16 protein-coding genes are annotated in these 22,137 nt (G+C 31.8%); 10 read left to right on the top strand and 6 right to left on the bottom strand.

The features are described 5' to 3' along the window. Positions 1 to 341: 341 nt before the first annotated feature. Complete coding sequence (locus tag LS73_RS08570; protein WP_034559730.1) at positions 342 to 1,634, bottom strand: citrate synthase; 1,293 nt, start codon at positions 1,632 to 1,634, stop codon at positions 342 to 344. A gap of 409 nt (positions 1,635 to 2,043) precedes the next feature. On the opposite strand from LS73_RS08570, the gene trxA reads away from it, so the two are divergent. Together trxA and trxB are read left to right on the top strand one after the other, a co-directional pair. Further along, positions 2,044 to 2,364 carry a thioredoxin gene (gene trxA / locus LS73_RS08565; protein ID WP_034559732.1) on the top strand — a complete coding sequence of 107 codons (321 nt, stop codon included), beginning with the start codon at positions 2,044 to 2,046 and terminating at the stop codon, positions 2,362 to 2,364. A gap of 4 nt (positions 2,365 to 2,368) precedes the next feature. After that, positions 2,369 to 3,316, top strand: a complete 948-nt coding sequence (trxB, locus tag LS73_RS08560; RefSeq protein ID WP_034559736.1) for a thioredoxin-disulfide reductase — start codon at positions 2,369 to 2,371, stop codon at positions 3,314 to 3,316. Between the two features lie 1,278 nt (positions 3,317 to 4,594). On the opposite strand, the gene LS73_RS08555 is transcribed toward trxB, so the two are convergent. Continuing rightward, positions 4,595 to 6,676, bottom strand: coding sequence for a methyl-accepting chemotaxis protein (locus LS73_RS08555; RefSeq protein ID WP_104717606.1), 2,082 nt, complete (start codon positions 6,674 to 6,676; stop codon positions 4,595 to 4,597). Positions 6,677 to 6,905: 229 nt separating this feature from the next. On the opposite strand from LS73_RS08555, the gene LS73_RS08550 reads away from it, so the two are divergent. The 5 genes from LS73_RS08550 to LS73_RS08530 all read left to right on the top strand — a co-directional run bounded on the left by LS73_RS08550 (position 6,906) and on the right by LS73_RS08530 (position 11,085). Beyond that, positions 6,906 to 7,460: a PAS domain-containing protein gene (locus LS73_RS08550; RefSeq protein WP_233708898.1), complete on the top strand. Its 555-nt coding sequence runs from the start codon at positions 6,906 to 6,908 to the stop codon at positions 7,458 to 7,460. Beyond that, complete coding sequence (locus LS73_RS10565; RefSeq protein ID WP_034559708.1) at positions 7,457 to 8,788, top strand: methyl-accepting chemotaxis protein; 1,332 nt, start codon at positions 7,457 to 7,459, stop codon at positions 8,786 to 8,788. Before LS73_RS08550 ends, LS73_RS10565 begins: the two co-directional genes overlap by 4 nt. Before the next feature lie 258 nt (positions 8,789 to 9,046). After that, positions 9,047 to 9,655, top strand: a complete 609-nt coding sequence (locus LS73_RS08540; protein WP_034559706.1) for a hypothetical protein — start codon at positions 9,047 to 9,049, stop codon at positions 9,653 to 9,655. Position 9,656: 1 nt separating this feature from the next. Continuing rightward, positions 9,657 to 10,526: a signal recognition particle-docking protein FtsY gene (gene ftsY, locus LS73_RS08535; protein WP_104692282.1), complete on the top strand. Its 870-nt coding sequence runs from the start codon at positions 9,657 to 9,659 to the stop codon at positions 10,524 to 10,526. Positions 10,527 to 10,776: 250 nt separating this feature from the next. After that, complete coding sequence (locus tag LS73_RS08530; protein ID WP_104692281.1) at positions 10,777 to 11,085, top strand: hypothetical protein; 309 nt, start codon at positions 10,777 to 10,779, stop codon at positions 11,083 to 11,085. A gap of 384 nt (positions 11,086 to 11,469) precedes the next feature. Here LS73_RS08530 and LS73_RS08525 read toward each other — a convergent pair whose 3' ends face one another. Both LS73_RS08525 and LS73_RS08520 read right to left on the bottom strand, forming a co-directional pair. Further along, positions 11,470 to 14,208, bottom strand: coding sequence for a TonB-dependent receptor (locus LS73_RS08525; protein ID WP_052089991.1), 2,739 nt, complete (start codon positions 14,206 to 14,208; stop codon positions 11,470 to 11,472). Between the two features lie 287 nt (positions 14,209 to 14,495). Then, the gene (locus LS73_RS08520; protein WP_233708897.1) at positions 14,496 to 15,695 is read right to left on the bottom strand and encodes a 4-hydroxythreonine-4-phosphate dehydrogenase PdxA; all 1,200 of its coding nucleotides are present in this window, start codon (positions 15,693 to 15,695) and stop codon (positions 14,496 to 14,498) included. A gap of 364 nt (positions 15,696 to 16,059) precedes the next feature. Here LS73_RS08520 and accB point away from each other — a divergent pair, with 364 nt between their 5' ends. Both accB and LS73_RS08510 read left to right on the top strand, forming a co-directional pair. Beyond that, on the top strand, positions 16,060 to 16,536 hold the full coding sequence (gene accB, locus LS73_RS08515; protein ID WP_034559608.1) for an acetyl-CoA carboxylase biotin carboxyl carrier protein: 477 nt from the start codon (positions 16,060 to 16,062) through the stop codon (positions 16,534 to 16,536). A 9-nt stretch (positions 16,537 to 16,545) separates the two neighbouring features. Next, on the top strand, positions 16,546 to 17,919 hold the full coding sequence (locus LS73_RS08510) for an acetyl-CoA carboxylase biotin carboxylase subunit (protein WP_034559606.1): 1,374 nt from the start codon (positions 16,546 to 16,548) through the stop codon (positions 17,917 to 17,919). A 404-nt stretch (positions 17,920 to 18,323) separates the two neighbouring features. Here the strand turns inward: LS73_RS08510 and LS73_RS08505 are convergent, their stop codons facing one another. Beyond that, positions 18,324 to 19,397, bottom strand: a complete 1,074-nt coding sequence (locus LS73_RS08505) for an LptF/LptG family permease (RefSeq protein ID WP_034559616.1) — start codon at positions 19,395 to 19,397, stop codon at positions 18,324 to 18,326. Positions 19,398 to 19,422: 25 nt separating this feature from the next. Next, a complete protein-coding gene (locus LS73_RS08500; RefSeq protein ID WP_052089989.1) occupies positions 19,423 to 20,451 on the bottom strand; it encodes an aminoacyl-tRNA hydrolase in 1,029 nt (342 codons plus the stop codon). Between the two features lie 76 nt (positions 20,452 to 20,527). On the opposite strand from LS73_RS08500, the gene LS73_RS08495 reads away from it, so the two are divergent. Further along, on the top strand, positions 20,528 to 22,137 hold a 1,610-nt coding region (locus LS73_RS08495; protein WP_138070018.1), incomplete at its 3' end, for a PDC sensor domain-containing protein.

The following is a 22,137-nucleotide window of genomic DNA, read 5'->3' as shown; positions in this document are numbered from 1 at the left end:
AATGTGAATTTAAGCAAAATACAAAAATTCAAGATTAAGATTTATACAAAATTTTACAAGATTAGTTAGAAATTAGATTAAGGTGAATTGAGCCTAGATTTATTATATTTAAATTCCATTTTCAGTTAGTCATTGCTGCCTAATTTTACATTCTTCACTTAAGGCTAGATTTACAAGAAGTTAAGCATAACTATAAAACTTCATTTCTTAATTTTTACTTTAATCATCTAAACATGACAAACATACATTATCATGTCTATATTTTGATGTTACTGTCTTGTTATTTGATGATAAAGCCCAAATATCTAGAATCAAAAACCACAAAGACATTCCAGATTATATTATTTACCCAAGTAAACTTGCTGCGGTCTTGTAATCTTTGTAGAGCTATCTTTAACATGCTCAATAAGATTTGCACACCAGCCGGGCATTCTACCCAACACGAAAATTGGAGTGAATAACTCGGTTGGAATCTTTAACGCAGTTAGGATAATGCCACTATAAAAATCCACATTAGGATAAAGCTTACGCTCTATGAAGTAACTATCACTAAGTGCTACTTCCTCCACTTTTTCGGCAATTTCACCAAGTCTAGCATTCATAGTAATGCCTCTTTTATTCAAGTCATCTTTCAAGGCTTTGAGAGTTTTTGCTCTTGGATCATAATTCTTATATATGCGATGACCAAATCCCATAAGTCTAAATGGATCATTTTTATCTTTAGCCTTAGCAATGTATCTATCTACATTATTTACATCACCTATCTCATCTAATTGCTTTAATACAGCCTCATTTGCTCCACCATGAGCAGGACCCCATAGGGCAGAAATTCCAGCAGATATTGCAGCATATGGATGAACACCAGTAGAAGCTACATTTCTAACCGTAGTAGTAGAGGCATTTTGCCCATGTTCAGCATGCAATGTAAGAATCTTATCAAGAGCTTCAATCTCAACAGGGGATATGCCATCTTCACCACCCAACTTGCGCTTGAATCTGCCATGTGGATATGCGCGCAACATATATAAGAAATTTTCTACATAGCCTCTGTCAACGTCTGGCTCAATGAATGAAGCTCCTACACTATGACGGTAGCAGAATGCAACCATAGTAGCTGTTTTAGCAATAATTCTTCTTGCCATTGTCTGATAATCATCTTCATCACCCATTTCTTTGTGATCATAGTATAGTGTAGCAAGCACGCTTATAAGTGCTGATAATGTTGCCATTGGGTGAGCCTTATCAGGAAAAGCAGAAAATACTCTTTTTAGCCTTTCATGCAAGAATCCTCTATGCCTTAGCTCTATGTCAAATAAAAGGGATTCATCTTGATTATTTGGTAATCCTTCGTCTGTAATGAGAAGCCTACATACATCTGTAAATTTGTATTTCGCTACTAAATCTTGGATTGGAATTCCCTTGTATAACAGCTCTCCCTTTTCACCATTAACATAGCTTATTGTGGACTCACAGCCTGCTGTGCTTCCATAGCCTGGATCATAAGAGAATAATTTTGCTGTTTGAAAAAGCTTGCTAAAGTTAATGGCTTTTGGTCCTCTAGTGCAATTAATCAAATCGAAATTAAAGCTCTCTCCTGTCGAGTTATTAGTAAGAGTGATTGTATTGTTACTCATAGTTTGCCCCTTCCCTTATAGAAAATATGAATTATGTATAAACCCTATGATTTTGACTAAGAATTTCTTAGTATATTTAAGTTTTAACATAATATCTATTCTACTCTATTCTAAAATCTTTTAATATTAATAATATGAATAAAGCAGTTGCCATTTTTATAGTGTTACAAAAATTATCATATATTTTGATTTGGAACATTAGGAATTACCGCAGGCTTTAATAGAAAACAACTAATGATTTTATAAATATTTAATATCAAATAATAAAATTTATTAATAACTTTATTTTAGACCATAAAGACATCGTATAGGTGCTATTTGGCATTAACCGAAATATTGTTATAATCATTAGATTTGAAATCGCAGTTATAAGCGGTTTTGTAAGTTCTTAATTAATGAGGAGAATAGAATGGGACAATATATAGAATTAACAAATGATAATTTTGATGATATAGTAAATCAAGGTGTAGCTTTGGTTGACTTTTGGGCTCCTTGGTGTGGTCCATGTAGAATGCTAGCACCAGTGATTGATGAGTTAGCCGAAGAATATGAAGGACGTGCAAAGATTTGCAAGGTTAATACCGATGAACAAGAGGAATTAGGAGGCAGATTTGGCATTCGTAGTATTCCAACCATACTATTTATGGTAAATGGCGAAATAAAAGATCAGCTAGTAGGCGTGGCTTCTAAGCCTGCATTACAAGAAAAGCTTAATGCTTTGTTGGGCTAATACAATGATAGATTTAGCTATTATTGGCGGCGGTCCTGCTGGATTGTCCGCAGGGCTATATGCAACAAGAGGCGGTATAAAAGATGTTGTATTGTTTGAGAAAGGTGCACCGGGTGGACAAATTACAGGTAGCAGTGAAATTGAAAATTATCCTGGTGTAAAAGAAATTAAATCTGGTCTTGATTTTATGGAGCCGTGGCAGGAGCAATGCTTTCGCTTTGGATTAAAGCATAATATGTCTGAAGTCATACGTGTAGAAAAGCTAGGCTCTAACTTCGCTATTATACATAATAGCGGCAAAGGTGAAGAAGCAATAGAATCTAAGTCTGTAATTATTACCACAGGTGGCAGACCGCGCAAATCTAATATAAAAGGTGAGCAAGAATTCTGGGGTAGAGGAGTTAGCACATGCGCTACTTGTGATGCCTTTTTTTATAAGAAAAAGGAAGTAGCAGTATTAGGCGGTGGCGATACCGCCATAGAAGAAGCAATTTATTTAACAAAGTTTGCCTCTAAGGTGCATCTAATACATAGAAGAGATGGATTTCGTGCAGCACCAATCACAGTAGAACATGCTAGAAATAATCCGCAAATCAACTTTCTAATTCCATACACAGTAGAGGAAATTTGTGGAGATGAGAAAGGCGTATCAAGCCTAAAAATTAAAAATCTTAGCACAAATGAGATTAGCACATTAGAAGTTCCTGTAATATTTGAGTTTGTAGGCTATGATGTGAATAATCAGATTTTAAAGCAAAAAGATGGTTCTAATCTTTGCGATGTAAATGAATTTGGTTCAGTAAAAGTAAATCTTAAGATGCATACAAATGTAAAAGGACTTTTTGCTGCCGGGGACATTCGCGTTGATGCTCCAAAGCAAGTTGTTTGCGCCGCTGGAGATGGAGCTCAAGCTGCTCTAGAGGCTATTGCCTATTTAGAGTCACATAAATAGCATTAAAAATTTATTTTCATCAACTCTTATTAATTTCAAGAAACTATCTGTTATTACAAGAGTTGATCCTTACTATTCTAAGTTTTCATTACCCAAATTGTAGTCTTATTAAATACCTTTAAATATTAATTAATTGAAAATCCAAGCACTTATAATTTTTGAAGTTTAGAGGAAAATGAGAAATATTATTGTAATACTAGGAAGTATAATATAATTGAGTTTACTTAGCTCGTATAGCAAGCATTTTAGTAATAGGTATTAAACACTATAATAAAAGCTATGAAAAGCAAGCTCATAGTATAAACGCTTATGCATGAATCTAAAAACGTGTGAGAAAGCACAATTGAAGTGGCATTTGAATACTTTGTAACCAAAATCTTTAAATATTTAAATAGTAAAAATTAAGAGTTATATTTTATGCAATTAATGGACATTGCTTATAGACATTATTGGGTTACTTGATATAGAGGAATCTAAGAGATATTTTGTGCTAGATGGATTTGAGCACTTACGCTTCCGTTGTAATTTGACTCTCTTTGTCATTCTGATTCAAATGTTTTCATGCCTTAAGGCTTCCTCTCGCCATATTTTAAGCGAAGCGAAGAATCTCTAAAGCTTTGTCATTCTGAACCTGCTTTAACAGGTTTAGAATCTCTAAATAATAAATCTCATAAAAATTATAATTATAGAGATATTTCGGCTTTTGCTACACAAAACCTCAATATGACAAGTTGAGGGAAGATATTTATCTCTTGTGGTAATTCGGTAGTTCAAAGCTCTCGTATCGCATTTTACAATACTCAACACGACAAAGTTAATACAAATATAGATGTTTCATTTCACTCACATATGACAAGGATATTAAAGAACATGTTAATGTGAGAATGATTACATTAGATTTATCTATAAAATATTTATAATATAAGGTTTATGGTAATAGCAATGTGGAAGTATTCAAAAGTAATTATGATTTATTGTATTAATTTAGCAGATTAAATTTAAATTATAGAAACATTCTATTACTAATATAGTAAATATTATAATTTTGTAACTATTCAATTACAAAACTAAGAATCTAAAAGTATAAAACAAATAAGCAAGAAAAATAAACCATTAGTCTAAGAGTTTAAAATGATAAAATGATACACAACTTATAATTTTAGGCAATGATTACTATGTTTAAGCTTGCAATAATTACTAGATAGAATAAAATCTTTAGCAATTATTACATATAGCTAAGCAGCAACAATATAAGTTAAATACCCAATATTTTGTAATTTAGAACTTCTTCTTACGTACATCATCAAAAATTTCTTGTGCTACCCCACTTAGATCCTGCGTAATTGCATATGTGTTATTAGCTATAGCTGTATTATCTTGTACAATACTCTCAAGCTGCATAACAGCACCATTAATTTGTGTAATACCTATAGTTTGCTCTTTAATAGATTCTGCCATATCGTTAACTGATTGCAAAAGCAAGTTAATATTTGATTCTATTTCTCCTAGACTCCTTTGAGTTCTTTCTGCTAGTTTTCTAACTTCATCTGCAACAACTGCAAATCCTCTACCATGCTCTCCTGCTCTTGCTGCTTCTATTGCCGCATTTAATGCTAATAGGTTTGTTTGGTCTGCTATATCTCTTATTATTCCAATAACGCTTCTAATATCTTCTGTTTGTGATGTTAAATCATTTGTCTTGCCTGATATATTTTGCATTGAAGAATTTATCTGTTCAATAGACGAGACACTTTGCTGTAAAGATCTTGATTGGTTGTTGCTTGACTCCATAAGATTGTTCATTGAGTTTTTCAATTCATTACTTTGTTTAGTTAGCCTATCTGCAAATTGGGCAGATGTATTTAACATGCTTTTAATCTCATCTCCCAAAATATTAGTTGTTACTTCTACATCACCATTTGCGTTAGGAATAAAATCTGTGAAATCAAGTTTCTTGTAGTTATCAAATACCCTTTTTATAACATTCATATTTGAACCAACTTTAACTTGCAAGGTATCTAGAATATTGTTTAACAATTTTAAAAGGTCAACTAGTATTGGATTATTAGAATCACATGAAATCCTTGGTGTGAAATCACCTTGCTGTACCAAATCTAATACAGCAATAGACTCTTTAAAAATAATTTGATCTTGTTTGAGATTTGACCGTGTTAGCTCTATGTTTCGCTTAATTTCGATAGCCATCTTACCAATTTCGTCATTACTTAGGATTTTGTAATCCCTAACACTATCTTTTTCATATCTTAAAAATGCAAAGAAGTCAAATAGGTATTCCTGAATTTCAATAATCCGATTTGTTATACTATATTTTATATAAACAAAAACTACTATTGCTATAATAATTAAAGAAACTATAAAGGAATAAATTATGGTGCTAAGTATATGGTCTACTGGCTGATATATAGTATGTTCTGGCACTACAGTAACCACTGCCCAATATTTATCAGTATGTGGAATCTGAACATTAAATACATAAGCTAAAGCTTCTGTATTGTATGTCGCAGAGTAATAATCATAAATTCCATTTCTATGAGCTATGATATTGTCATAAAAATCTTTTGCTTTATCCCAACTGCTATGACGCTGCAGGAAATCCGACCCAACGACTTGTGGATTAGAATGTGATATGATTACACCTGTGTCATCAATCACAATTCTAACTTCTGCATCAAAGCTCTTATCTCTACTAACAAGAATCTCTGATATTCGAGTAAGGTCTAAGAAAACACCAACAGCACCAATTGTTCTATTGCCAGAATCAATAAGAGGCACAACAATATAAGAACCAAAACTATTATTCCCTAGTTTCCCTGGTGCTCCAAATTCCATCTTATTTGAACCTTGCAAAATCTGCTTAAATGCATAATGATTTAATATATCTGTATTATAAGTTACATTACGTGTATCATCAACAGTAAATAAAAGTTCATTCGTGTTTAGTTTAGCTTTAGAATTTTGGTTAAGCTTAACATATTGATTGTCATAAAGATATAAATATCCGTATTTAATATTTACATTGGCATCTACCATACTAAATACAATATCTACTAAATCTTGTTCACTTATAGTATAGTCATCATTTAATGCAGAGTTACCTAATATTTTATTTAAAATTCTAGACCCCGTAGAAATTGAAATAACAGTGTCAGATAATGTAGAATATATTAAATTTCCATATCTTGATGATGTATTTTTAATAATTTTTTCAGATTCTTGAGTTAGTATTTTGCTACTAATATTGGCAACAATAAATGATACAATAAACATTGATACCAGCACTACGCCAATTACAATTATAGATAGTTTTACTCCTATCCGAAGATTTGAAAAGAAATTCATCTAAAGTCCTTATAATAATTATGAAAATAATTTTGATTTATAAATAGTAGATTATATTGTCCATAAGTTTATCAAAAATAAGATATAAAATTATGAATATCATATACAAACATAATTTTATTAGACTAAAATTTAGTTCTTGTATAATTAATTAAAAATATGAAAAATGATTATAAAAAAATCAATATTTTTTGATATACTTAACAAATCCAGTTAAAAGCTGAATTTTATGTCATTTTTTTACACAGGGATTTTTATGGCTCGTGCAAATTCTAAAGAAAGATTAGTAGAAGGTTTTCTGGTATCAAAAACAGATCCAAAAGGCAAGATCTTATATTGTAATGAAGAATTCATTAGTATATCAGGGTATACCGAAAAAGAACTGCTTGGAAAGCCACATAGCATAGTGCGACACCCTGATATGCCCAGAACTATATTTAGATATCTATGGAGCAAAATAGTAGTTGGAATAGAAGTTAATGCTTATGTTAAAAATTTAGCAAAAGATGGCTCATATTATTGGGTATTTGCCAATGTTGCTCCTAGCTTCTCTGGTGTGGGAAATGAAATTATTGCATATAACTCTGTAAGGAGGAAACCAAATAGAGATGCTATTAAAATTATAGAGTCTTTATATGCAGACTTAAAAAATCAAGAAAAAAAAGGATTAGATGATTCTGTGAAGTATCTTTATCAACATTTTACTTCTAAAAACGATACATATGAAAATGCTATTTTATGCCTGCAAGCGAATTCTCCTTGCAAATATAAGGACAACCAATGATATTATCACTATTAATATTAATTATTATTTTACTAACTGTAGGTTTAATATTTAATTACCGTAAGTTATTAGCATGGAATAAAAGAATAGCTGACATAAATCAATTCCTAGACAATATAAATCTAGGGAATTTTGACGTAAGACAAACTAATTTACCAAGAGATGGATTAGGTAATATATCACTTAAAGTCAATAAACTACTAGACCAAATCCAGACTTATAGTTCAGAAACTAGCACCGCTTTCTACTATGCAGATAAAGCAACAACAATTAAACGTAAGATTATGACTGATGGATTGATACCAAACCTAGCTAGCATTGGATATAAAATAAACCAGAGTATAGATGCAATAAGAGAGAATAAAATCTTACAAGACAAAAGAGCATTAGATATTGAGCTATCACAAGTAAATGAAAATTCAACTCAGCTAGTAGATGTCCAAACAAGTTTTCAATCAAGCGTTAGTAAACTTGGTGAAATGAATGTTGAAGTTAAAGAAACAGCAAAAGAATCACAAATACATGCAGACGAAGCAAATAAAGTATTGGTCTCACTAGATGATCTAAGAATTCTAATAGAATCAAATAACCAAGCTACAAAAACGCTAGCCCAAAGATCTACGGATATTGATTCAATAGTAAATCTAATTAATGACATATCTGAGCAAACAAATCTATTAGCACTAAATGCCGCCATTGAGGCTGCTAGGGCAGGAGAACATGGGCGTGGCTTTGCGGTCGTGGCAGAAGAAGTTAGAAAACTAGCTGAAAAAACACAAAAAGCAACAAGTGAAATTAGCGCAAATATATCTGCATTGCAAGAGGATACAGACAATATATCTAAAAACTCAGACGATATGAGCTTAAAAATGAATATATTTAGTCAATCTATCCAAGGATTCTCTGAAATACTTAATAAGATAAGTAGCTCTACACTAGAAATAAGCAAATCACTAGATGAATTAACTTCATATGTAAACATAAATCTATTTATGATAGACCATATTGTATTTAAACTACATGCATATGATCTTGCCACATCTGATTTAGAAGAAGATCTAACAAATGCCAACGATTGTTTATTTAACAAATGGCTAATTGAATACGGTAAGGCAGATTATGGTGATTCAGAAAACTACAATAAACTAGTAGAAATGCATGAAGCTATCCATAATCATGCATTAAATGGACTTAAAAAAGCTAGAAATGGTAGTAAAACAAAACAAATAGCTGGAGATTATAGAGCAATGGAAAAAGCCTCTAAGAAATTCTTTACTTTATTGTCAGATATATCAAATGAGAGGTTTCACGGAAATAAGAATATATAAGTCTATATGCTTATAGCTCTTGCTAGCAAAGCAAGATTTAGCAACTATAATCACAAGAAAGAAAAATTAAATTTTTACAAAGATTGTATATAAATCTAAAAGCTACTTCTAGCTTAAAATCATAAGCTTAATTCTATAGAGACTATAATTACATATGCTTTAGACTGTAGGATTAACATATAGCTGTTAATCTTTTGGCTACTAAGTCCAGAGACAAAAAATGTATAATTAGTAACATTATTTTGCCGAAAGGAACTCATGCTACGAACATATTTACTAATGCTCTTAGCTTTAGCCGTAATTATAATTACTGCTTGTCAAACAAAAGAAGAGGAATCTAAAGGCACACAACAAAATGGATTAATCCAATTTAATAATGCACGAACAAATCAATCCATAAGCCTAACAATAAAAAGACAAGAATCTTCACCATATCCGCTTAAGATCCAAATCTACGATAAAGCAAACAAAGCAATTGATAAGGTCGTGTTACTACTAGCTTTCCCACCTGATTGCAATGTATGCCTACCAATGCTAACACATCTAAATAATCTTGGCTCAAGAATAGAGTCATTGCAAATCATAGTCCTTACTACAGAGCACATAAATGCCAAACTTTATCATGACTTACTTGGGACACAAGAACCTAATTTTTGGCTACTAATAAGCAATGAAGCCTTGATATTTGATTTACTTGATTCCATAAAAAGAGGATTAAATATCGAAATACGAGACTCTAAATCACCATTTTTATTACTATTGGATAAGCAGGCACAAACCATTCAAAGCTACGAGGGACCAATCCTAGAGGAGATACTTGATAACGATATATTATTACTACTAGATTCATATACAAATAAGGAATAATATGTTTTCATTTTTCAAAAAAACATCTGACAATATTGTTAAGTTCTTAGGCAAAAAAACTAGCAAAATTAGTAAAGAGAAATTAGAAGAAGTGCTAATAGAATCTGATATTGACTATGAAATCATAGAAGCAATGTTAAATAATCTGGGCGAAACAGTAACAAAAAATGAGTTAAGAGTGGCATTAACAAGGTTCTTTCGCAAAGAAAGCTATTATGACAATGTGAAGTTTGAAGAAATTGCAGCAAAACCTGTAGTGTATCTAATATTTGGCGTAAATGGTGCTGGCAAGACTACCACCATTGCAAAACTTGCAAAAAGATTTAAAGATTCCAATAAGAAAGTAATACTTGGTGCAGGAGATACATTTAGAGCAGCAGCAATAGAGCAGCTTACGCTTTGGAGTAGGAAAATAGGAGTAGATATTATAACTACAAAACATGCACACGATCCAAGCGCGCTAGCATTTGATACTATAAATGCCGCAAAATCTCGCAATATGGACTATGCTATAATAGACACAGCAGGCAGACTACCAAATCAAACCAATCTAAAAAATGAGCTTATAAAGATTTCTAAGACATGTGATAAAGCTTTAGAATCTGCACCATTTCATAGAATCCTAATCCTTGATGGCACACAAGGGGCTGCTGGTATAGAGCAAGCTAAAATATTTCATGAGGCATTAAAGCTAGATGGGATTATTATGACTAAGATGGATGGCACAAGTAAGGGCGGGGCTATACTTAGCATCATTCATGAATTTAGGCTTCCTATATTATTCTTAGGAACTGGAGAGCAAGCAGATGAAATGATTGAATTTAGGGAATCTGATTTTATTGAGGGGCTATTAGATTCTATATTTGAGTAACACTAATATTACTACTTACTGAAATTTCAAGCATTTTTATACATTATCTATACATTTTTAGATTTAATATAACTTTTTTGCATAAATTTAACAAAAAATGCTTGACTCTGAAAAAGTTGTATGTTAATATGAAATAAGACTTAATAATTTTAAGTCTTAATCAATATATCTGTTTCACAAATAATTGACATCGTTCTTGAGGTACTAACTTGAAATTATTTAATTTGATATTAATACTTAAGGAGAATGAATGAAAAACATTATTAGTTCAATTTTAAGTTTAAGTTTTGCACAAGCCAAAAATATACAAGATAGCTTTGAAGCACAGATTGCTACAAATAAAGTGTCCTCTATTTCACAAAGCGATATGGACTTTCTATCCAACAACACAAATGAGGTTAATGTAGTCTTGCTTGATAGCCAAGAGATGAAAGATACAAAAGGTGAATTTTGGCCACTTCTAATAAGCTATATAGGATATAGCGCATTTGCTAATGCACCTACTGGTCCCAACTCACCTATTTGGCATGGAACTTTGAATAGACCTTGGAATTGGTAGATGTCAACATTTATGTTTTATGTGTTAGGAATTTTATATCACATAAACTATTGTATGTTTTGGTATGTTATTTACAATCGCAAGTATATTCTAGACTTATACTCTGGATCACTTTTGAAAATTTCGTCAGTGGGTATTGGTATATGCTTATTGCTTGTTTTGCCGCCTTTAATTTATTTTAGTATAGCCCATATTGATAGTAAATCAGCTTTGTTAATGCTTATAATAGATTTAATCTGTGCTCTGTGGCTATCAAATCTATGTATAAAAATAAGAAAGCTTAAAAAGCTTGGTAATTTATCGAATCAAAATCAGTAGGTTAAGTTTGTTTAGGCTTTTTTCTAATTACCTTAACAAAACTAAATAAAAACTGCGAAACAAAAATTATCGGTATCTATATCCAACTTGTAGCCAAAACTGCCTCCCAACCTCATATACAGGCACAGCCATGCTACTAGCTATGCCAGATACCGCCGCACCGCTAGCTAGGCTTAGAGTAGCAATATTTTTAGTGTTAAGCACATTTATAATATCTAGATTCATATATAGCGTATTGCCTTTATAGACGTTCATTTCAAAGCCCAAACGTATATCCCAATTAAATGCTGCTCCAAAACGCATTTTACCATATTGATTGCCATTAAAGTTTGGATTAAATCCGGGGCTATTTTTGTTAAGAAGCACCATACGCTCATAGCCACCTCTGATTCTAAAGAAATTGTTCCAAATCAGTTTAGCTTTCCAGACATTATACATATGAGTTGTATTTAATCGCAATGTATATGGGAAATTGAAATTCTCTGTAGGTCTATCTTGATACCTTATGACTTTCCCATCATATAGCACTTCTTCATTGTCAATATATGCATCATCAGAAACAAAGATATTATAGCTTCGTCTCGTATTTGTATAATCGATAGCTAGCAAATAATAATGTCGCACAGAAAAAGTTTCTATTATATCTTTATTGCTTAGCAAAAAGCTTATTACATCACTTTTGCTCCCGCCCTCATTAGTATAAAACGTATAATTACTGCTATATCCGGGAAGTTGCTGGGCATTTCCACTTGCAGTCCTCCTTTGTCTACGAACAATCTCGTCTTTACCTTCTCTATGAATGTATTTTAATGTAAGATTTAAAAGCCAAAGATTTTGGTTAATGCCTAGTGTAATTTCATCACTATAAGGTATATTTAGCTTATTAAATCTAAAGTTAGAATTTTGAGAAACATTAGATTCTACCCAATTAGAATTGATGTCTGCTCTAGTATATCTCTTTGTGGCTGCTATGATACTATCATATAGCCTATAACTAAACAGATTACGCCCATAGTATCTATTCACTCCAAATATAAATGTGCTTTTGTAATCTTCATTCGATATTCCATAAGGTGCTACATAATTTAAGGAAAATCTAGGCGCAAGAGTAATCTTGTCCATATAACTATCTCCATCTAACCTAAAGCCAAGCCTAGCATTCATCTCTCCCCAATTAGATAAATCTATGCTTATATCATCTTCTATATAAACTCCATAGGATATATTATTTAGACTTACTCCACCTCTTGGAATAACATTTAGCTGCTTTGCAAATTGTCCTATATCTTTACTTTTAAGAGAATTGCCACCACTAGGCGTATTTGTATTTGTTAGCTTACCCAAATGACAAAGGTTAAGTCCAAATATATCTCCACTACACGTTTGTCCTTGTGATAGCAAACCGATGTTATTTAATGTGCCTTGTGTGGTATAGTAGTAATCTTGTATAACTTCTCTATTTACATGCTGATAGCCTAACTCTAAACCAACTGAAACAAGATGAATAGTGATATGTATATCATAAGATTCGAGTTTCATATCAGACTTAAGATTAAAGCTATCTTGAATCTGATCTATACTACTAACGCTTCCTTCTATAACAGAAAAAGCACTAGTTCTAGCCCAATTTTTATTGGTTTCATTTTGTTGCCATGTGAGATAGTAATTTTTTTCTCCTCGCCTTGAGTTTTCAAGCCTAGAATAACCTATAGTATTAGTCCATAGACCAAATTTCGTATCAAGTAGCACTTTTAACCCAGATTGAATACCACCTCCTTTCATGGTATAAGAGCTATCCTTGGCTATATTGATGTAGTAAGTATTATCTTGCGGTATAAAACCAAGATTTGCTTCTAAATTTAGATTTTCTATTGGATTGTATGTAGCCTTGACATAGTAATTATCACTAACTCTTGATTGAGTTCTTTTATCATTTACATCTATTCCATTAGAAAATGTCCTAGAATATGAATTAAGAGGTATATAACTTCTTGTTGTAGTATAAGAGCCTAATATTCCTAAATTTTGTGTTATACGCCCCTCAACGCTCGATTTAATTAGATGTTTGCTAAAGTTTGGTTGATAATTCTCATCACTAGAAGTAGCAAAGCTTGCTTCTGCGCTATCATGTATATAGTATTGAGTTAGCTTATCACTTGTATATTGATAGCTAATATTAGTATGGAATCCTTTTCTAGGTTTCCTAATATTTGCTTCAATCACTCCACCACTAAAGCCTCCATAACTTGCAGAAATATTAGAATCTTGCACAACTATAGATTCAAGCAGGCTAGTATCAACATTAAAGCCTTGACTTCTACTACCTCTAATGCCTTGACTTGCTCCACCACTACCAGGTGTCGTGCCCCCAATTGGATCTATGTCATTATTCATATTAAATCCATCTAGCTGAAAATTGTTTTGATAAAAAAGCCCTCCACTAATGCTAACATTAGCAGGATCAATCTCGCCTGGTGCTGTGCTTCTATTTTGTGAAGTATCAAATTGCACATTTGGTAAGACCTTAAGGATACTAGTAATATCCCCGTTTCCGCTTGGATTATTAGCTATTACTTGGCTACTTACTACTGCTGAACTTTGATATTTCTTTTGCGTTAAACTTTGGATTTCTCCTATAGTAGTTACTGCATTTAATTTGTAAGAAGATACACTTTGTGGAGCTTGAAATTGCATATATTGATCGCTAGAGTTTTCCACAAAATCTACTTTTGAAAGATTCGTTTGTGCTAATGAATAGTCGCTATCTTGACTTAAGCATAGACATGAAAAGAATACAGTAAACAATAAAACTATCCTTAACCTTAGCATTTTTAAAGGATTAATAATATCTAGCAACATATTTATAACTTCTACTTAAAATAATAACAAATTATATCATTATAATATAACCAAAAAAATTTTGTATATTAAAATTATAATTAATAAATAATAAGTTTCTTTATCAATATATTAAAATATAGCCAACTAGACACAGTATGTCCAAACCATTGGCATATAAAATTACAGGCTCATTTAAGTGCCAATATCAAATAAAAAATCTTGTAATGAAATATTTTGAGAGTAATCTTAAGCTATATATGAGAAGTAATAAAATGAGCACTTTCTAAATAACTACGAGAATCTAACATAGACTTCTTAGAGTATGCAATGTCAAAACCTGTGCCATGATCTGGACTTACACGAAGAATTGGGAGATTAAGACTAATATTAATGCTCTTGTAAAAATACAATGCCTTTAATACACTAAGTCCGCTATCATGATACATTGCTACAAATATTTGATATTTCTGCCTATTATGAGGTGTAAATGCAGAATCTGGCGCGATTGGTCCTACAAAAACCTCTTTTTGAAGCATTTCATTAACTTCTTGAATACACTCGCCAATGACTAAATCTTCATCTCCGATAACACCGCCATCCCCTGCATGTGGATTTAACCCTAGCACTGCTATCTTATATAAATTGGCGTGATTTGGTAAAACCTCCTTTATATACTCATCTTCTAAATGATTTATTTTAGAAGAAGAATTCTTATAAGGCTTAAGCAACCTAGCTATCATCTTAGAGTGTAATATTTGTGAACGCAATATATCTTTAACGCCCCTAAGCTTGCTTTTGTCAATATTTGGCTTAGAAAATTCTTTTAGAATTTTTTGAGAAATGATAGCAGAGTATAAATCTTTCAAAAATTGTATTAAGGAATCTTTCGTAATGCGAGCTGGAACATCTTTTAATGGGATATGATCTGTAAACAATGCTACAAACATTTCCTTACAACCCAACATCATAATAGCATTTTTCTGAAATTTTTCACGCAAATAGTCCGTATGTCCAGCATACTTAATATTTGCTAGATTCCAAGCATGTTTGCTAATTGGCAAGGTAATAAGCCCGGTTTTATGCTCTATGCTTAGACTAAGCGCGCTTTCAAATGACTTAAAACTATATGCCCCACTCTCTTTTGTAATATTCCTAGGAGAAATACTGATGTCAGATGAATCCACTTCGCTTATTCGCATAGATGAGGGCAATGGTATAGAAAGCAATTTGCTTGCTTGCTGTAAAATGTCAAAACTAACACAGTATATTGGATTAAAATACTGCTCTACTATATGATGATTACGTAAAATTAACTCAAGTCCTACACCATTAATATCACCCACTGACACATATATATTTCTTTTTTGTGCCTCATACATTTTAATAGACTTAGGATTTGTTTTAATATTATATCCTACTTGAGACATTCTATCTTGAAAGGAGTTCTGCATAATTTAATCTCCTTGAATGATTAATTTGCAATATTGTTATTGTAGTAAATAATTTCAAGTCTATTAACCATCTCAATAACTTGCATTAATGCAACATTATTACAAAAATATGTTTGGAATTATCACAAATAAGATAAATATACAAAAAGCATTAGATAGTTTTTGTAATATGTAATATTATAAACATATATATCATTATAAAAACATAACAAATATAAAAAACACAGATAATAATGCAAACTGTGCCACTAAATAATATTTATGGATACTTAAGTTATAGGCTTTTATTCCAATCGCAATACATCGTTTTACAAACTTTATGCTATCATAACGCGCTAACACATTTTTAATTAAGGATTGAGCGATGAATGTATCCGAAATAAAAGAGATTATTCAGCTATTTAATGATTCCAAATTAGAATCATTAAAATTACAGCAAGATAATTTCTCCTTAAAACTCAACAAGAACAAAAAAATAAAGAATCAAGCCCAAACTACTCAAATACAAGAAATCCAAGCAATTCCAATACAGCCAGTAAATCAAACCACACAAGAGACAAAAATCACCCAAGAATCTCTTCTATCTCCTACTAACAAAAATGCAGAGTTCATCACTGCACCAATGGTAGGAACTTTCTATCGCTCACCAAGCCCTGGTGCTGCGCCTTATGTAAGCATAGGCGATACGATTAAAAAAGGACAAACTATTGGAATTATAGAAGCAATGAAGATTATGAATGAAATCGAAGCCGAGTTTGATTGTAAAATCATAGAAATAGAAGTCAACGATGCTCAACCCGTAGAATTTGGCACAAAACTTGTAATGGTTGAGAAAATATAAGGTATTGCAATGAAAGAAAAAAAAGAAGTTCAAAAGAAAAAATTGCAACGAATACTTATTGCTAACCGTGGTGAAATAGCTCTTAGAGCTACTCGTACAATACAAGAAATGGGCAAGCAAGCAATAGCTATTCACTCTATAGCAGATAAAGACTTACATTATCTCAAGGTTGCAGACGCCAAAGTATGTATTGGGGGAGCAAAAAGTGCTGAAAGCTATCTAAATATACCAGCTATTATGAGTGCAGCAGAGCTATTTGAGGCAGATGCTATCTTTCCTGGATATGGATTTTTAAGCGAGAATCAAAACTTTGTTGAGATTTGCGAGCATCATGGAATTGAATTTATAGGTCCAAGCAAAGAAGTCATGATGATAATGAGCGACAAATCAAAAGCAAAAGATTGCATGAAGGAAGCTGGAGTGCCTGTTATCATAGGGAGTGATGGCGCATTAAAAAGCTACCAAGACGCCCTAAAGATAGCTGATGAGATTGGGTATCCTGTGATTCTAAAAGCCGCAGCAGGTGGAGGCGGCAGGGGAATGAGAGTAGTTTCTGATAAAGGATTTTTGAAGAATCTATATCTTGCAGCAGAGAGTGAGGCACTAAGCGCATTTGGTGATGGAACAATCTATATGGAAAAATTTATTAACAAGCCAAAACATATCGAGGTGCAGATTTTAGCTGATAAACATGGGAATGTTGTTCATATTGGCGAAAGAGATTGTTCTATGCAAAGGAGACAACAAAAGCTAATTGAAGAAACTCCAGCTGCGGTATTAAGCGATGAAGTAAGAAAAAGATTGCTTGATACAGCTATTAAAGCAGCAAAGCATATTAATTATGTCGGGGCTGGAACATTTGAATTTCTTTTAGATTCCAATAACAAGGATTTCTATTTCATGGAGATGAATACGCGCTTGCAAGTTGAGCATACTGTTAGCGAAATGGTTAGCGGTCTTGACTTGGTTGAATGGATGATTCGCATTGCTGAAGGAGAGGCATTACCTCCACAAGATTCTATAAAACTTAATGGTCATAGCATTGAGTGTAGAATCACAGCTGAAGATCCGCAGAAATTCTATCCATGTCCAGGTAAAATTACAGAATGGATTGCTCCTGGTGGTGCTAATGTAAGATTAGATACTCATGCCTATGCTGGCTATGAAGTGCCTATGTTTTATGATTCTATGATCGGCAAATTGATTGTATGGGCGCAAACAAGAGAAAAAGCAATTACTAGAATGAAGCGCGCGCTAAAAGAATTTTCAATACAAGGCGTTAAAACTACCATTCCATTCCATATAAGAATGATGGATAACGAGGATTTCCATAAATCTAAGATTTATACAAAATATCTCGAGACTGAATATAAACTAGGGTAGATTCCATTCTGCCAAGATTCTCTACAGCTAACAATAGAATTTATATTGCGACTATAAACAAAAGCCTAGCATTAAAGCTAAAGAATAAAAATCATTACTAATTCAGAAATTAACTTAAAAAATTTCATTTATAATCTACATTTACCAACATAACTAAATCATATTTACAACAAAACATGACATATGTTAATCTTATTTACTCTTGTTATTGATTTGTTTATAAGTATTTATAATAATTCGCACCAAGGGCGGAGGCTACCGCCCTTTTTTATTGTTGATTAGATTTAGTAGCAAAGCTAGATTTTCAATAATAAAAACCAACCGCTTATTGTATTTCATGGCTTATCCTTTAGAAAACTCCTCCCATTGGGAGGATAAATTAGCCATAAAAACGACTAAAAATCTCATATCTTGTCTAGCTTGAAATAATAACCAATGCTTATTGCAAATAATGTAAAAAGAGGCACTAATATTCCAATTTCTGGTAAAAATGATACTTGCGCTTGTAATTTACCTATTGAAAAAAAGATACCCCAAATAATTAAAGACAAAACACTAAGCAATATACCTATAATTGTGATATTACCATAACGTGCTAGAGGTGGCATATAATAAGCAATTACAATACTTAACATAGGAATAAAAAATGGCACTAATATCAATGTATATAGCAAGCCTCTTACTCTATTTGTATCAGACTTTTCACTCCATAATATTTGCAATGAGTAAACAGCATCAACAATGGAAATTAAAGGCTTATTTTGATATATGGTATCAAGTATCTTTGGTCTAAATCCCTCTAAAGTTGTAATGCTATCTTTTTCCTCAATAGCTAACCCACTAGCCCCTAACTCATATATATTAGGCAATGTAATTACCTTTGGTGAGATTAGATTCCACTCATTATTATGAAAATACCCCTCATCTGCCTCTATTATCCTTACAAGTTCTCTATCATTATTTGAAGAAGCAGTTTGATACAAGGTTATATTTTCTGCTTTTTGCAATAAAGGATGAATCTTAGAAAAAAACACATACCAGTCTCCATATCGTATAAATAAATCTTTTAATATAGAACTATTATTGCTTCTATTTAACATACTTTGAGCACTCTCTTCAGCATATGCAAACGAGGTGCAGTTAAGCCCTATATAACCCATTACAGACAGGGTAATAAAAAATATAGGCACAAATACTATTTGTTTTTTAGAATATCCTAACGACAAAAGGGCTATATACTGATTACTCTTTATAAGTGTTAGATAAAATACAATTAAGCCAAGTAAAAGTGATATAGGAAAAACATAATTTAAAGCATAAATAGCATCATATACTAAAAACAACATAATAAGATTTGCTGAATTTGGTATTCTGTCAATATATTGCAAACTATCTATACATACGAAAAAGAACTCCATAGCAAAAAAAATTGACACTGTAGGCTTTAGAAATCTAGAGGCAATAAACCAAAAATACATATTGCTAATCATATCTACACTCTATCTACTTATAATTGATATTAAACGAATTAACACAGCTAAAGCTACCAGATATTATCTTATCAAAGATTAAGCACATTATGCTAAAGCTTGCATATTTGAGAATGCTAGGCAGTAAAGCCATCTCGAACATATTGAAATCCGATAGCACATAACGTGCTACATCTTGCCCAAGAGTCTTATGGGTGTGGATAAAATCCATAAGTAATATATCTATCTGCTCATTAATTTTTTCTCTATTAGATTCATTTAAATTAATTTGCTCTATTATATGCTGTTTTAGAATCTTAAAGAATGTCTTAGTTTTGAATTGCTTATTATTTTTTAGTCTGCTCGATAATACAAAAGAATAGCATTCATTCAAAAAATCAAAGCTTAGTAAATCATCATACATATCTTTAACCTTATTAAATGCTATCTGATTAGCAAAAAGATTCGCTCCTATGCCAAGCTTTACTCTTAGATATTCCTTGCCACAATGAGCATTAATAGATTTTATCCCATTATGCCCGCCATCTCCTCCTTTTAGCTTTATATTAAAAGTGCCAAATGGAGTATCCAAATCATCATATATGACTATTGTTTGCACATTATCATACATACTTTGAATCTTCCTTACTGCTATCCCACTATTATTCATAAATGTAGTAGGAGCAGCAAGAATAACCTGATAAGAGCTTATGTCGTTTATTTTAGATAGATTTATAAATCTTTGTTGCATTGCCTCACTACTGTCCTGCTTAAAGTAAGAAAGATTTTGTAACGTATATACACAGTCACCAAGAGGTGCTATAAAATCAGTTAAAGGAATGCTAGCTATTATGGAATCAAGTCTTTTATCATTCCTCCATTTCAATTGAGGCATCATAGCCTTAGATAAACCTTCCATACCTAGCCATTTTGCTTCATTTGTGTAATTTGCATTTAAAATTCCACTAATACACTCCAAACACAAAAAACCAACATTATGCCTAGTTAATAGGTATTTGCTCGTAATATTACCTAAGCCTATAATAAAAAATGAATTTTTCATAAAAATTTACACTCAAATCTATTAAATCTTGCTAAAATATATTAATTTAGATAATTATTTTCATAAGGAGTTCTTTTTGCACAATTTAAGATTAGGAACAAAAATTACTATTTTTGTATTTATCTCTATAACAATTTGTTTAGCAATATCAACTTATATAGCATTTTACTATAATAAAAAGCTATTCATTGAAAATTCTAGTATTATCATGCAGAATGCAGCAAAAAGAGTAGCAAATCTATTAACTGGTCGTATTAATGAGAGTTTTGCAGTATTAAATATTTCATCATCTAACATAGAAGATTATTTACAAAGAGCATATATCAGACAGGATTCACAGGATAATATTAACACTCGACTTAAAAATGAAATCATTAGTATGGTAGATAAAAATACTTGGGCTAATTATGGTTATATGATAATCACAGAGAACTCACGCTATAACCAAATTATTAAAAATAATGTAATACTAGTTCAAGATGATAATGTGTATGAACCAGGTGGTGCTAAGACTATTGAAGATATTAATGGTGTATTGGGTATGAAAGGATATAAAGAGGCAATAGAGACAGGCAAACCATCTATAAGTCCGCCAAATTTTGTTAGATTAGGAGGCAAAGAACGTTTTGTATTTTCTATGAATATACCAATTAAACATCAAGATAGAGTTGAAGCGGTTGTTGGAATGACGATTGATATTGACTTATTGACAAAAGATGTTAGTTCACCAGATTTTTATTTGTTTGGTGGTGGATACATAACTATTCTTGATGAGAACGGTTTAACTTTATACCATAATAGTGGTCATCGTGGTGTAAATTTTGCAGATTATAGCAGATCTGAAGGTGCTCAAACTATTTTACAGTTTATTAAGGAAGGTGTTTGGGGGAAATCAATTGAGTATGAAAACTCTCAAGGCCATGACTATATTGGCACAGTCGCCACATTTAATTTCGCACATTCGATATCAAATAAGTTTGGTGTTATTTATAGTATTCCTCAAGAAGTTATTACTGCTGGTATAACAACGGTTAGAAATATATCTATTATAGGGGCCGTAATATGCGCTCTTATTTGTATAATAATAATTTTTATTTTAACAAAATCATTTATACTAGATAATATCATCTTAATTCAAACTATATTATTTAACTTCTTCAAATACCTAAACCATGAAACAAATCAACCTCCAGCCCTTGTTCAAATCAAATCCCAAGACGAATTAGGCAGAATGGCAGAAGCAATTAATTCCAATATACAAAGAACTCAAAAAAGCCTAGAACAAGATGCAATACTTGTAAGTCAGGTCGTGGAGATTGTAAATGACGCAAAAAATGGTAAATTTGGGAATAACATTACACAAACAAGTCTTAATCCAGAAATTAATAAATTGCGAGATACTCTAAATGAAATGTCTAAAACACTTTTTAATTTAGTTGGAGATGATCTAACAAAAGCTAAAAAAGTCTTTGATGGTTTTGAATCAAATGATTTTACACCAAGGATTGATAACCCTATGGGCTTAGAAAAAAGCTTAAATAAATTAGGTGATTCTATATGTCGGATGTTATCTGTGTCTAGAGAAAATGCCAAAGAACTAGAATCTCAATCAAAAGAATTAGAAAATGCAGTAAATACTCTATCAGAATCCTCAAACAAACAAGCAAGCTCACTTGAAGAAACGGC

The organism is Helicobacter muridarum (assembly GCF_000765805.2).
Taxonomy (GTDB): domain Bacteria; phylum Campylobacterota; class Campylobacteria; order Campylobacterales; family Helicobacteraceae; genus Helicobacter_A; species Helicobacter_A muridarum.
The sequence above is the reverse complement of the archived record's forward strand: the minus strand, read 5'-3'. Positions and strand labels throughout refer to the sequence as shown.